We start from the raw sequence: 14385 nt of genomic DNA, 5'->3' as shown, positions 1-14385 counted from the left end.
ACCGCCAACTGGCGCAGTAACTCCTCCAGCGGTATCTCCCGGTTCAGTTCGGTCTGCATCTGGTAAACTGCTGTTTTTAGATAGGAGATAGTCAGACTGCCCCGAGAACGTTCCTGTTCGAGTAATTTTTCAGACAGCGCATGCAAGCGCTGCTGGAGCTGGAAATAGCTGCTGTCGGTACCGGCCAGGCCGATACGCGCCTCCACCAACCGCGCCCAGCGCTGGCTTTCGGCCACCTGACTGGGATCGGACGGCCAGCGTTGACGAGCCATCGCCACCGACTGGTCGGCGGTATTGAGCACAAACAGGGGCGAGAGGTTTTCCAGGGTGCTCAGTTGCTCACCATAGGTGGCGACATCCGGGCGGTTGAGCCACAGCAATGCCGCGCTTTCCGGTTGGGTGGCCAGCACCGTCATTTGCTGTTGCAGCGGTTTGAACTGGGTAACGTAAACCGCAGTCGCCACCAGTAAACTGCACAGGACACCGGCACCAAAGCCCCACAGCACCGCCCCCCGTTTGGTCTCCGGGGGGGGCGAACGCACCTCAATATTGGCCGCAGGCTCAGGGGCTGCCGCTGCCGTCCGGACAGGCTCGGCCTCGGGTACCGAGAGATAGACCATAGGCGGCATTTTCAGCGGGGCCGCAGTTTGCTGAGCCTTCGCCGCGTCACTGGCCGATTCGAGTTTTTTGGCGGTGTTCTGCATCAGGTACAGCAGGTTTTCAATGCGCGGTACCCGTTTTAATTCAACCTGTTGCAATTTATCGTACAGCAGTTGCAAGGCCCGCTCGGCGCGGTACACCAGCCGAAGATCGTCACGGGTAAAATCATGCTGACGCAGTTGATTACTGACGCGGGTATTGAACCATTCCAGTATTTCACTGCGCGCCTGCGGCTGTTCCGGCCACAGGTGATCCCACTGGCCGACCACCATACCGGCCAGCAACTCGCAGCCCTCGGTGAAACCGGCCAGGCCATTTTTCTGGGTGCGTGCCAGCGTGTAATACACCGCCGTCTGCAAATCCACGCCGTGGGTGCGAAACAGGGTCAGCGCCAGTGATTCAATCAAGCCCCAGTTGACCTCTGGTCGCGCCGGGTGGTTGATCTTGTTGATCTCTTCACGAATGGCGTTAAATTCCGGCCTGTTCCGTGGATCAGTGCCGGTTTTAATGATGATATTTTGCGGGGCGTCACTCATGCGGACTCATCCTTTGATCGTCTTCCTGCCGCCTAAGCAGCAGGAAGACGATGACAACGATTAATACAATTTGTCTCAATGCATCTGTCTCAATGCGATTTGTCTCAATACAACCGTGTGTCTCAGTACAATCTGTCTCAGTACAGCCATGTATCTCAATACAGAGTGTCTGGCAGACTGAATTTACTGAACAAACCGCCCGCGAATGGGTTGTCGGATTCATCAACAAAGATGCGGTACGTCATCTCGCCACCATCAACCTTGAAGCGGACATCGAAGGAGTTGGTGCCCACATTGGTCAGTTCACCTGCGTTGATCAGCCGCAATTGCGCCCAGGGACCGCTGAAGCTGAGGGTGCGCGGTGATTTACCGCTCTCATCCGGGACTAATGTCAGTTTGCTTTCCACCCCGGCACGCATCGAGTTTGGCCAAACCAGATGCACTACGCCGCTGCGGCCATGGGCGTAATCCAGTAATTGCCCATCCAGATTCAATACGCTGCGGCGCTTGTTGCCACTTAACAGCACCGGTTCAATCGCAAACTGTGTGCCCAGGCCGTTTTGGGCCGAGAAGAAGGTGTCGCGAATTTTCCGCGCCTGCGCCAGTTGCTGTAACACATCAGGCCGGATCAATAATTCGCCATCACTGCCACCAGTCAGGTTGTTTTCGACAAACGGTTTCAGGTTCTGCTGATAGAACGCATCGAGCGTGCCTTTCGGCCCAAAGAAGCGTTCAAACTCACTGAGTGGTACATCCTGTTTCGCGTGAGGGTCGAAGGGATAACGTCCGGCCAGATAGGTTTGATACTGTTTGATCACCGTCTCATTCCACTCCACTTCCAGTGACTGGATCGCTTCCATCATCACCACTCGCCAGGCCTGCTCTGCCAGCTCACCCACCCAGCGGTTTAACGGCTCCGGCAGGTTTTTAGCCAGTTGCTGGACTTCGAAGATCGGGTCACTGTTGTTTTGATCCAGTCGTAATTGCACCGCCTTCAACGCCGCTTTGCCCGGCGCGGGCGAGTTTTGGATCGCCAACAGATAGCGGTGTAGCTCGGTCAGTTTTTGGTAAACACTCTGGATCACGCTGCCTTTATCGCCATTCTCCACCAGCACCGCCGTTTCGGGGGAGAACTCACGGTTGATACGGGTCAGCAGCAGGTAATCGGGTTTTTGTAGCAGCTCTTGCTGCTCCTTCGCGGGGATCAGATCCGAGATAACCGGCAAGCGGGTGTTGTCACTTAGCGTTTGCAGTGCACGGCGGAAAGGTTGTTCCCCGCTGATCACCTGTTCAATGGCGCTGATCGCCTGCGGCAAGCCTTCAAAATCACTGACCGACAGGTTATTCATGGCCGCACGCCAGGTGGCGGTATAGTCGCCAAGGTACTGTTCGGTCACCTGCCGATGGATCTCTTTGCGGTCTGCCTCACTGTATTCGACGTTCTTGGTGAGATTAAGTACCCAACTGTCCATCACCGTCAGGTCAACCAGTTGATCGTTCTGTTTGATGAAGTAACTCTGTAAGCCGCTACGGGTCAGGAATTGCGGGATCACCAGCAGGCGATCGTTACCGGAGACAAAGATGTCGTCAAAACTTGCGCCGATCTGATCACGCAGATCGAGCGCGGGCGGTAACGCATCCTGTGCTTTGATCCGCAGGTTCTGATACACCCGTTGGTAGATCGAGAGTTTGCTCAACTCTTGCTGCGCTGACTGGATCGGGCTGAGATACGGGACAAAGCTCTTGATCGCATATTGATCGCCACTTTCCCGTGCGCCGTGCCAGTCGGTGTGTTTCAGTGCGTAGTTCAGGTGACTTGATAGCTGATCCTGCAACTCGCGCTGGCCGTTGAATTGTTGGCTCCAGCGGTGGCTCATATATTGTTCAACTAGCGCGGCATTGCGGCCACTGCCGTCTTCCAACATCCGCATCACCCGCAGAATTTCCAGCTTCTCCTCGCTGCCCTTCGGTGCGGCGTTCAGTTGTTCCAGCAGCCCACTCATCAGCGCCGGGACAAAACGTTGCTGTAGGAGCTGCAAGTAAGTGCTTTCGACATAAGGCCCGATATTATTACCCTGATACAGCCCCATATCCGCCAGGAACAGGCTGCGTTCATGGTAATTGCCATAAGCCAGCGTGGCGTCACGGATGGGGTTTAGCAGCGGCAGTTGCAGATTGCCATAACGGTCATCGCCTTCTGGCGGTGGGATCGATAAGAAGGTTTTTGCCTGGGTTAATACCTCTTCGCCAGCCCGGTAGTTAAGCTGGTGATAGTAGTGCCAGTAGCCCCATAAGGTCAGCGCGGCCAGGGCCCCCACCCCCGAGAAAATGAACATTCGCTTTCTCGTTTTTTGCAGCCAGATACCGTTCTCTCCGGCCAGATTAGGTTCGGCCAATAGCACCTGGTTAAACAGCGCTTTGGTAAAATACGGCGTCGTATCCGAGACCGGCCAGGTCGGGAAGGCCTGTGGCGCAAGGTGATATTGCACGGCGGCAGATTGGGTAAAGATATCGTCCATTTGCCCGCGTTGCTGGGCTGACGTGAGGTAAACCCCCCGTAACAGCGGCTGGGCATGTTCTCCACGGTACAAGATGCCTTCCAGCAGTTGTACCACGTAATCATGCAGGCCCTGCATCTGGCGGGTGAAGCTGAATAACTGGCTACGCTGTCCGGCATCCACACTGTTCAGCATCATGTCCGGCATCGCGCCATTCAGTTGTGCAACCCATTGCTGCCAGAACTGTTTCAACTCCGTCCGCCATACGTCCGGATCGGCCGCATCGAGGCTGAACGTCACCCCCAGAACCGCTTCACGTTCGGCCTTATCCAGCGATTGGTACATGGCCTCGAAGCCGTACAGCAGGTCCATTTTGGTGAAGACCACATACAGCGGCACCTGGCTGTGCAAAGACAACCGTATCTCTTGCAGCCGTTGATGGATATCAGCGACGTAAGTCTCCCGCTGCGCTTTATTTGAGGTCATCATCTGATGAAGATCGACGGTGAGAATAATGCCGTTTAGCGGCTGACGCTGGCGCTGTTCAATCAGCCAGGATAATAGGCTTTGCCATAAGCGGCTGTTGAGTGCCGCTTTGCCCGCAATCGGTGTCGTCGGTTGTTCAATCAGTACCCCCGCAGGATCGATAATAACCGCTTGTTCCCCCAACCAGCACCGGACACGCAGATCCGCTGTGTCTTCCGCATGGAGCCGCTCTGATGCGGAGATCTCTGTCAGTTTATAACCTTCTTTGATCAGCGTACTTTTGCCGCTATTGCGCGCACCAATGACCATGTACCAAGGCAGGCGATATAGATATTCCGGGGTGTTCAAATGGCGCTGAAGCTGGTGCTTCCAGCCATTGAGATATTGGTTTTGTTGTTCGATATCAGCACTGACGGGATCGTCGAGCTGAATTTTCGTTTGTAGCTGGAGTTTTTCCAGGTGTTGTACACGCCTCATGACTTTCAGGCTGATCCAGCAAACGACCACCAAGACAAATACCGCCGTGACCAACCAACGGCTCAATAATGTCTCAAACGGGTAATTTTCCCCCAATTGCCACTCGGGTCCGTAAATCCACACCCAAATGAGTGCCGCGCAAGCCAGCAACGCCAATACCACCGGTATTGATGCTTTAAGGCGAGGAATGGCGGGCTTGGCTATGCGTATAAAGAACGGCAATTTCATGCGCTAACGCTCCTGTGGCATTCCATGGCGATCATGGTTTGAGTTGTCGCTGTTTTTCTGTCAGTAAAGCGATCAGCGCAGGTTCCCATTCGCTTAGCTGTAATTGCTGCCCTACCAGTAATAAGCTGTGGTAGTGCTGCTGCGCCAATGCGGTTAACCCCGCTTTTTCGAACAACTGAGCACTGAGCAATTGATGGTAAAAACGGTCCCGAGGTTCGGATTGCTGCGGCTGCCGGTTTATCATCTGTAGTGCGGCTTCCAATCCTTGCTGTTGATAGCATTGCCAAATTTCATCCTGTTCAATAGTGCGACTTCTTCCCTGATGACCCACATCCTGCTGTAACCAGGCAGTGGATTCAGAGGAGAGGAATGGCGTCATATCAGTAAAAAAGAGGGTTTTTAGTGCGGGAATGCGGGCTAAAAAAATGCTGAGTTCATCACGGATGGCTTGTGCCACCGTGTCATAACCCAGTCGTAGGGCGATTTGCGCCGAAAGCACATGCCCATCCAGCCAATAAGGCGCGAGGGTTAGGCTCTGCTCTACTTGATGCCACAAAGGTAAATCGGCATTAGTCAGACGTGCTAAGTAATCGGCGGTTCGATCCGCAGAAACCGCAGCCAACGGGGTGCGACCATCGCTCTGCGCCATAGGCGGCGCGGTTAACGCCCCCCATACGGCATGGCGTCGTAACCGGAAACCGATAGCGGAATCGGGTTGCTGTTCACTCAGCAAATCCGCCATTTTCAGCAAGGTCTGCCGCCAGGCTCTGTCGCTCGTGTTATCAATGGCGAGGCTTGGGCTAACGGGGGTGGCGGCCATTGCTGCCGCCAAGGTGCTGGATGAGAGCCGTTCATCAGGAGCCACCGCCTCGATAACCCGCTCCGGTGGCCGCGCATAGCGGGTACGTAATGCATCCACCTCTTTAGCCAGACCCGGCTCACTGCTGTGCCAAACCTGTGCTAAATGTGCCAATAATCCTTGCACATTCTCACGTTGAGCCTCATTCGCTCGCTGGCTGAAACTGCTGCTGGCGCTGTCAAAGCGTTTGAGGATTTGTTGAGCAAAGCGCCGTTTGTGTAAAGGATTTTGCGGCCAGGCCGTAGTCCAAAATAGCTGGACGTATTCGGTCAGCAACGACATCGCCAGCATCAGTTCATCTGGCTGGCCCGCGTGTTGTAGGGTGCGCAGTAGATGCACCATGAGCCGGAAATCTTTACTTTTCTGTGATAACAGCGCCATGGCCTGTTGTTGAATATCGTCAATATTCAGCGTGGCGTGGGCCAACGACCCCAGTTTCACCATCTGGCCGTCGATATATTCCCATTGGGGGTCATCATCGGCCAGGGCTTGTGCGGTCTGCTCAGGTGACAAAGGGGCTTGTAACAAGACATGCCAGGGATGTTGTGACGTGATATCCATATGCCTCACCAATGACATGCGTTACGCAGCGGTTTCAACGCTGGCGTTAACTGAGAAAGAGTAAATGTCAGCCGAGGAAAAGCACCGTTTGCACCTTCGATGGTCAGGGTTTCCGCCGACATCAACCGTTTAATTTCATCGATACCCGCCAGGCCACGGCTGGACTCCAGTAAATAGCCGTTTTCACGCAGGAACCACTGTGCGTCCAGACGGGTTTTGTCGATAATTCCGGTTTTGTCGATAATCAATGTAACGGAACTCTCTTTTTGTGGCCCCACCAGCGCAATCTGCAAGCGGGTGATATTGTCAATGCAGCTCAACATCAGTACCGGCCGTGGAGGAGGCATACCAATCGCAGGGGTAGTAATGAGCACCATCGGATTCGAACCTTCGCCTTCCGTCACCATAAATGCGGTGGAGTGATCAATACGTCCCTTTTCCTGATTCATCGCTCGCTGCCAGGCAGGGCCAGCATTTACCCGTTTTTCATCGACGGCGGTCACTGGAGTGAGGGCTTTGTCATAGCAATCCAGCCGTACCAGAGCCGAGGTTTCGCTACGGCAACGCATCACCAGAGCCAGCGTCCCCGCCTCCTTTTTCTCCGCCACCGGTGGGGTTAATCCCATCGTCCAGAAAGCGTCGGTATTGCTGCCGGAAAACAGTAACGAGCTAATCAATAACCACGTATTCATAGCTGGCACCTGTATTTCGCTAACTTATAAGTCAAGGCGCGCAGTGATAGCCCCAGACTGGCCGCAATACGGCTTTTGTCGTTGCCGTACAAGCGCTGGCGCTGGGTCAATACAGCGCATTCGAAGGCCTCGACCGCCTTGGTCAGGCTGTCTACTTTGCTGTAGTCTTGAGAGATTCCGGGCAAGGTGTGCGTATCTGAGGTGCTGAGCGAGACCAATAACTCATCTAATTGTTTTTCCCGCTGTCGCTGTTCTTTGAATACCGTTCGGATCTGATTGAGTTGCGATCTCAGTTGGTCCATCTCTTGTAATTTGTTCAGGCGATGCTGAAAGATATGGCAATAAATACTAAACATGCCGCGAGTATCAGCGAAGCGTTCGATATTCTCGGAAAAAACCGCAATCACGCCGCAGGCATGTCCATGAACGTCAAACAGCGGTAAGGCATACAGCCCACATCTCGTGGGTAACGCCTGAACGAAACCGCGAAAATCATCATTTTCGATGCGTACCCCCTGATACAGGCTGCCCCACACTTCGGGGAAACCATTGCGCAAAACCCGAACCAACGGATGGTTAACATCTTCAATATCCGCATCCAGCTTCAACGCAACGTTTATGCCGCCATCAGGCTGGTGATAGCAATCAAGACGCCCTTCACTGGCGTTAAACATCGACACCATCAGGGCGCTAAATCGTTGGCGGTGGTGGTTAATCGTCAGAAAGCGATGGATCAGTTGTTCGGTTGAGTCATTGTCCAGCAGTGCGAGGACACTCTTTAACCGTTGTCTCATATCGCTCCCTCAACCTGTGCAGTAAACACATTCCCCTCTACCGCGATCCGAATGTGGCTGATAGCGGCGCCAGCGGCCACTTTCTGCAATAACAACAGAGAAACCGGTGGTAATAGCGCACCGTCGATAATCGACTCAAGCATACGAGCACCATTTTCGGCACGGGTAGCGCGTAGCAGGATTTCGTCGATCACTTCCGGTTCAATGACCACATCAGCACTAAAGCGTTGGCGCAGCAGCGTATCCAGGCGGTTCAGTTTGCCGTGAATGATAATTTGCAGCGTTTCCATGCCCAGTGGCAGATAAGGAACCACTTCCATACGGGCCAGCAGCGCAGGTTTAAAGAATGCCGATAGCTCGGGGTAGAGCCGTTCATTGAGCAATGCAGGCTCGTCTGCATGATCAACAATGGTCTGGTACCCCAGATTGGAGGTCAGGAAAAATACGATATTTTTGCAATCAATGATGCGGCCTTCACCGTCTGCCAACTCTCCTTTATCGAAGGCCTGATAAAACAGGTTCAGCACATCGGGGTGAGCTTTTTCCACTTCATCCAGTAGCACCACCGAATAAGGTTTTTGGCGAATGGCTTCGGTCAGTACGCCGCCTTCACCATACCCGACGTAGCCCGGTGGTGAACCAATCAGGCGCGAGACGGTATGCTTCTCTTGGAATTCGGACATATTGATGGTGGTGAGATATTGGCGGCCGCCATAGAGCAGTTCGGCGATCTGTAGCACGGTTTCCGTTTTACCCACGCCGCTAGGCCCAACCAACAGGAAAGCCCCCATTGGGCGACCAGGGCGACGTAAATCTGCCCTTGCGGTCAGCAAGTGTTGGTGCAAGCAATGGATAGCCATCTCTTGCCCTTTGATCTGCTGCCCCAGATAAGAGGGCAATTCAGTGACCACTGCCAATTCACTCTGAGAAAGGCGGTTTAGCGGTACGCCAGTCCATTCAGCGATCACCGCCGCAATCTGGCTCTTATCCACATGCGGCGAGACCAGCGTCTGGTGTTGTTGCAACAGATCCAGCGCGTCACCCAGCGCCGTCAGATTGACCACTTGCTCATCCGTGGCTCTCTCTTCTTGTGCCAACAGGACCGCTCTCAACGCAATAATCTGCTGTACCAAGTGTTGTTGCTTTTCCCAACCGGTATTCAGGGCAATGAGTTGCTGTTCGATTTCGACTCGCTGCTGTTGTAAAACGGCCAACCGCTCATCCGGGCTGCTTAGACTGAGGCGTTGTTCCCGCTCCAGCATCTCGATTTCCATCCCCTGATGGTAGAGTTCGTTTTTCAGTGCCGAAACCTGACGCGGTGCAGAGGTGAGATTGATGGCAACACGTGCGGCTGCAGTGTCCAACACATCAATGGCTTTGTCCGGCAACTGCCGCCCCGAAATATAGCGGTCACTGAGCACCGCCGCGGCTTGCAATGCTTCATCATCGATCAGGACGCCATGCGCCTGTTCATAAACTGTACGCAGGCCACGCATGATAATCGTGGCCTCTTGCGCGCTGGGCTCAGAGACTTTGACCAATTGAAAACGGCGCGACAGCGCAGCATCTTTTTCAAAGTATTTTTTGTATTCGCTCCAGGTGGTTGCCGCGATAGTTTTCAGTTCACCGCGCGCTAAAGCGGGCTTGAGCAGATTGGAAATGTCTAACCCGCCCTGCTGGTTACCGGCCCCGATCAGCGTGTGTGCTTCATCAATAAACAGGATAATGGGCGTCGTGGACTGGGCGATTTCCGCCATGATGCCCTTGAAACGCTTCTCAAATTCACCTTTCACTGCCGCACCAGCCTGAAGTGCGCCTAAATCCAGCGTCATCAACTCGCTGTTACGCAGTTTTTCCGGCACCTGATTATCCACAATACGCAGGGCTAAACCTTCGATCAGCGCACTTTTCCCGACCCCCGCTTCACCCACCACTATCGGGTTATTTTTGCGGCGGCGGCACAGAATATCGATCATCAGATCGATTTCTGTATCCCGACACAGCACAGGATCTAATTCCCCGTTACGGGCCTGTTCGGTCATATTGCTGGCATAGCGGGCCAGCAAGCTGTCACCATTGATTTCCGCGCCGTTGCCTGCTTCAGCCCCTTTTTCTACTCGCGGTGTTTCTGCCGAGTCGGCCGTCCAGTTAGCAAAATTCTGACGCAGTAACTCACGGTTAATCGGCGATAATAGTCGGCTGGCCGTGGGGACCAGATAGCGCGACGGGCTGAGCAATAACGTCAATAACATCACGCCACTACGGAGTTGGCTGTGTTCCATCTCTGTCGATGCCAACAACCAACTGTCTTGTAACCATTCCACCAGTAATGGGGAGAAACTCGGGTAGGCCTGGGTAATAGCTTGATAGCCTGAAACACGTTGATCGAGCGACTCCCGTAGTTCATCCTCCTCAACACCCGCATGGCTCAGGATTAACCTGACATCACATAATGGTGTGGAGATCATTTGCAGTAGCACTTGGGAGACCGTAATTTCAGCTTCCTGCTGACTGACGCAATGCGCCGCCGCCGCTTCCAGAGAATGGCGGGCAATGGGATTAAGGCGGTTTACGAGTGTGGGCAAGTCAATTTGAATCATTTGTGCTTTCCTAGCTCAATAAATTGTTTAGCTGTTGCAAAATATCCTGACTTTGGGTGTGCAGGTGGATGGCATAAAACAGATAAATCACCGTCAGCAGACTCACTCCACCCCATAACAAATGCTTGATAGTCAACCGCTTACTCAAGTGGTAGCGGCTGTTAAGACGACCGCCTCCTTGATAAAGGACCGTCGGTGGCGCATCACCCCGTAACTGCTGCAACTGGTGATGCAATCGGCGGAACAATCGCTCAAAGTCATCACCGTTTTGTGATGTCACTTTGTAGCGGCCGCGGTAACCCAAACAAAAACAGAGATAGATAAACTCCAGCAGGTCTTGGTAACGCTTGGGTTCCCCCATTAAACGTTCCAGCAGGACGTACACTTTCTCTCCGCCCCAGGTTTCATTATGAAAATGCACCAACAGAGATTGCTGTAACCAACCGTTTTGGGTATTCCAGCCATGCCCCAACGCCGTTTCATCAATGAATGTGCACAGCACATATCGGAAAGATATGATTGCGCCGGGTTCGTAGCCTTTGGTTTGCAAGTACTGCTCAATAGCACGGATATCCGTCACCACCTGCTGATATAGCTGGTCCGGTAACGCTTGGTTTTCCATGTCTTTGAGGCGCAGTACCATTCCCAATAATGGGGTGGCGGTATCGATCATCGCGTTCAGGCTTTCGCCACGTAGCGGTAGCTGATACTGCCGATGGGAGGTGACCGCTTCCACTGTCGGGAAAGGGGTGTTATCAGTTACAGCATCCGTTTTCATTAGCTGCTCCTGATTGCCCAGAATTGCATGTCCAGATCAGGGAAATCACCCGAGACGTGGAAGGCAATCGCATTGCTTTGCTGGATTTCTTTCCATACAGGGCTTTGCAGATCCAGCATGAAGTAGGTGTATCCCGAGTGGTAAGGAAGCTGGCGCGGTGCGGCAGACAATGCCACCAACGGGACGCCCGGCAGTTGTACACTGACCAAATCGCGTATTTTCTCAAGTGACGTGATTTTGGTTTGCTGAACAAATTGCCGACGTAACTGCTCTTGAGGTATCTGTGCCCGAACGGCCAGAACAAAATCAGCGTTGCGCAATAGGTCACTATCATTAATGGTCGCAACGCGAATACCGTGTGCCTGCATATGCAACTGGATAGAGATGGCACGCGGTGTGAGCACTGTGCTTAATGCCTGACGCATCGCCAAAAACAACGGCTGAAAACTGTCGGTCAAGTTATCGTGGTTATAAACCGGGAAGGTGCCCGCTAAGCGGGATTCATCGGTAAACGTGCGCAGTTCACCACAGGTTTGTACCAACTGATGGTAAAACGCTTCTGGATGCAGAATCGCCTGATGCGCCAAATGGGTGAATAGCGGCTGTGTGCGGTTAAAGACCTGCAACATCATAAATTCAGCCACATCCGCGATCCCCTGCTGCCCAGGAGAACCAATACGTTTGGCCAGTAGTTGGGCGCGCTCAACCAATGTCCCTTCGACTTCATCCATAAAGCCTTTTAATTGCGTTGAAACACTGAGCGTGGTGCAGGTGGGAATGAACTCTTCATCCAAGATCAGCGAACCGTCAGGCCGTTTCTCTTTGACCCGACACAGCGGCAGTACCGAGTAAGCGCTGAGGTCTTCCGAGCCTTGCATCAAACGCGGCGCAAGCTGTGCCAGTACCAACTGGCTGACATCGCCCCCTTCCGTATGTAAATCGCGGACATCATCGCTGTGTTCACGATAGCGAATGGTCCCCGGCGCTTGCCCCTGCTGGCCTGCCACCTCATTAATGGCATCGTTTAGCATGGGTAATGCCAGATAAATGTCACGGCTGGCCGCATCATTACAATTCAGTACATCCAATGGCTTTGGTGAATGGTCTTGATAAGGGATATCAAACACCGTGCCATCAGCCATATTGCCACTGGCGACCGTCAAGCCAATACGCCCTAATTTCAACAACTCCTGATTCAGGATCAGTGAACTAAAACCGTAGCTATACCCTTGCAGAGCGATAATCCGGCGTTGTAACTGGTAGTCGTTATGCCGTTGCTGTTGTTGAAAATGTTGCGGTTTGATGAACAGCCCTTCGCGCCAAATCACTCGATTCTTGGTTGGCATGGTTATTCTTCCTCTTTCCTTAGATCGACATCGTTTGATCTGACATGGACCAAAACCTGGTAGTTATGGCCGATCCCTTTTATTTTGATGATCTTCTTCCATTCACTGCGGTTGGCATCGGCATAGTGAGCAATCACCCCCAGATAGCTGTTTTTCTCTTCCAGCTTGATAGGGTCCAGCGCCTTGAATTGGTCGGGCAGTAAGGTATATTCCTGATGATCGATGTAATTCTTACCCAGCGTTTTCTCCAGCGCGTCACTGCTTAGCTGATCATAATCAGCGGCCAGCAGCTTGGAGTTTTCACTTAGGTACACCACCACTATCTCAGTCGGTACCGCTTCCCCTTTTTCATTAGGGTTGGTATCGGGATCGGACAGCAATGTTAGCCTGACCGTTGAGGGTTGATCGGAAGCCTGCCCCACCGGAATATCTGGGTCCATAACTACCTTGCCGACCTTTTTAGTGGCTTCCCATGCACCGCTGCACCCAGACAACAGGAACACCACACATAATGCCCACGTCAGGAGATAGCCTCTGGCGTTGTTCATTACTCGCTATCCTTCATGCCTTGACGTAAGGCTCGGTCATAGGCTTGCTCATACACTTCGCCAAACAGTTTTTCAAAACCTTGCTGGCGGCTGGAGGCCAGCTCGTGATAGTAGTTTTTGTACATATCCCAGGCCCAGGCGGAGTCCTGCTCTTGCCGCTCATTGCTGCGCAAATAATGGGTAAAACGCGTCAGTAAACGCTCAGGGGAGAAGGCTTCCAGCATGGTGTTCAACGCTTGCGTAATCGCCTGTTGATTGGCCTGATGATGCAAGCGCAGGTTATCCAGGCTTTCGGCCACGGCGGCGGGCGCCGAAAGATGAACCGGGCTTTTTTGATCGGCAAACATCAGGTTGAGGGTGGTGTCGTAATCCATATTCAGACGCAATGGATTATCTTCAATCGGCCGTAAGTGCTTATCGCGCAAGCCATGTTGGCTGCGTTGTAAGGCGAGCAGACCTTCGATTGTCGCTTTGAGCGTTTTACCCGCCTCCTCAAGGAAATCGTTAGCTTCCTGGCTGTTGCGGATTGGGATTTGAGCGTCAAAACCACGCATCAGCGGCGTAATGGCAACGTGATGTTGTTCCATTTGGTTATTTGGTCCTTCTTGTTTGCCCCCCTCTTGTTTACCGTTAAGAAAGGTACTGATCTGCGGGAGATCGAGAAACGCCTGATCCATAGCACTGTCCTTGGGGGTATCAGAGAGCGGGGAAGAGAAAAGCGGGTTACGGTATCGGTCCTGCTGTAGAGAGTGATCAGCATCAGATATCACTGCGCCATGGCCTTGCGTGGTCAGGCTTTCAGTTTCCAATACCCGCAATGGATCATGGCTGAAATTATTGCTAATGGTCGCGGCTAACCGGCTGTCTTGCTGATGGTGAGGTGCTGCTAGCGGCTCCCCTTCCATCATGGCATCCATCGGGTTGCTGTAACTCGATACCAGTGATTCCGGTGATACCATCAGTGGATCGAGCATATCGGCAGCAGAACGGCTGATATGGCTCTTGATCACCAGATTACCCAACGTAATTTCATCCCCTTGTTGTAGGCGAACGAAACCCGAATTGGCCGTCAGCACCGAATGATTAATGCTCAGAGCGCCATTCAGCATCCGCAGGCAGAAAGAGCCATCACGCCATTCAACAGCAAATTGTGACGGGCTGATATTGCCGCCTTGATCCTGAATCGACCAATGATGGCTACCGTCACTGCCGACGCTCCCCCCTTGCGCATGAAATAGGCTGCTGGCTTGTTTGCCACTCTCTAACTTATCGCTGTTGACGACCCGCAATGACAGCGTTGGTTGTTTTTTATCCATGGTGTC

At 53.1% G+C, this 14385-nt stretch carries 10 protein-coding genes; all 10 read right to left on the bottom strand.

Features of this window, described 5'->3' with window-relative positions; all coding sequences use genetic code 11:
• A partial coding sequence (locus AC971_RS18300; protein ID WP_053084925.1) for a VasL domain-containing protein occupies positions 1–1196 on the bottom strand: 1196 nt, incomplete at its 3' end.
• 155 nt (positions 1197–1351) lie between these two features.
• Positions 1352–4885, bottom strand: coding sequence for a type VI secretion system membrane subunit TssM (gene tssM / locus AC971_RS18485; protein WP_025381690.1), 3534 nt, complete (start codon positions 4883–4885; stop codon positions 1352–1354).
• 31 nt (positions 4886–4916) lie between these two features.
• On the bottom strand, positions 4917–6305 hold the full coding sequence (gene tssA / locus AC971_RS18480) for a type VI secretion system protein TssA (protein ID WP_025381691.1): 1389 nt from the start codon (positions 6303–6305) through the stop codon (positions 4917–4919).
• Positions 6306–6310: 5 nt separating this feature from the next.
• Complete coding sequence (gene vasI / locus AC971_RS18475; protein ID WP_048677788.1) at positions 6311–6997, bottom strand: type VI secretion system-associated protein VasI; 687 nt, start codon at positions 6995–6997, stop codon at positions 6311–6313.
• Positions 6994–7791 carry a helix-turn-helix domain-containing protein gene (locus AC971_RS18470; protein WP_025381693.1) on the bottom strand — a complete coding sequence of 266 codons (798 nt, stop codon included), beginning with the start codon at positions 7789–7791 and terminating at the stop codon, positions 6994–6996. The genes vasI and AC971_RS18470 overlap by 4 nt, the downstream gene beginning before the upstream one ends.
• On the bottom strand, positions 7788–10391 hold the full coding sequence (gene tssH / locus AC971_RS18465) for a type VI secretion system ATPase TssH (protein ID WP_025381694.1): 2604 nt from the start codon (positions 10389–10391) through the stop codon (positions 7788–7790). The genes AC971_RS18470 and tssH overlap by 4 nt, the downstream gene beginning before the upstream one ends.
• Positions 10392–10401: 10 nt before the next feature.
• Positions 10402–11169, bottom strand: a complete 768-nt coding sequence (gene icmH / locus AC971_RS18460) for a type IVB secretion system protein IcmH/DotU (RefSeq protein ID WP_025381695.1) — start codon at positions 11167–11169, stop codon at positions 10402–10404.
• A complete protein-coding gene (gene tssK, locus AC971_RS18455; protein ID WP_025381696.1) occupies positions 11169–12515 on the bottom strand; it encodes a type VI secretion system baseplate subunit TssK in 1347 nt (448 codons plus the stop codon). Before tssK ends, icmH begins: the two co-directional genes overlap by 1 nt.
• Positions 12516–12517: 2 nt before the next feature.
• The gene (tssJ, locus tag AC971_RS18450) at positions 12518–13063 is read right to left on the bottom strand and encodes a type VI secretion system lipoprotein TssJ (RefSeq protein WP_025381697.1); all 546 of its coding nucleotides are present in this window, start codon (positions 13061–13063) and stop codon (positions 12518–12520) included.
• The gene (gene tagH, locus AC971_RS18445; RefSeq protein WP_025381698.1) at positions 13063–14379 is read right to left on the bottom strand and encodes a type VI secretion system-associated FHA domain protein TagH; all 1317 of its coding nucleotides are present in this window, start codon (positions 14377–14379) and stop codon (positions 13063–13065) included. Before tagH ends, tssJ begins: the two co-directional genes overlap by 1 nt.
• Between the last annotated feature and the right edge of the window lie 6 nt (positions 14380–14385).

It is taken from the genome of Yersinia similis (genome assembly GCF_001053095.1).
Classification (GTDB): domain Bacteria; phylum Pseudomonadota; class Gammaproteobacteria; order Enterobacterales; family Enterobacteriaceae; genus Yersinia; species Yersinia similis.
This window is presented reverse-complemented; position numbering and strand designations above follow the sequence as displayed.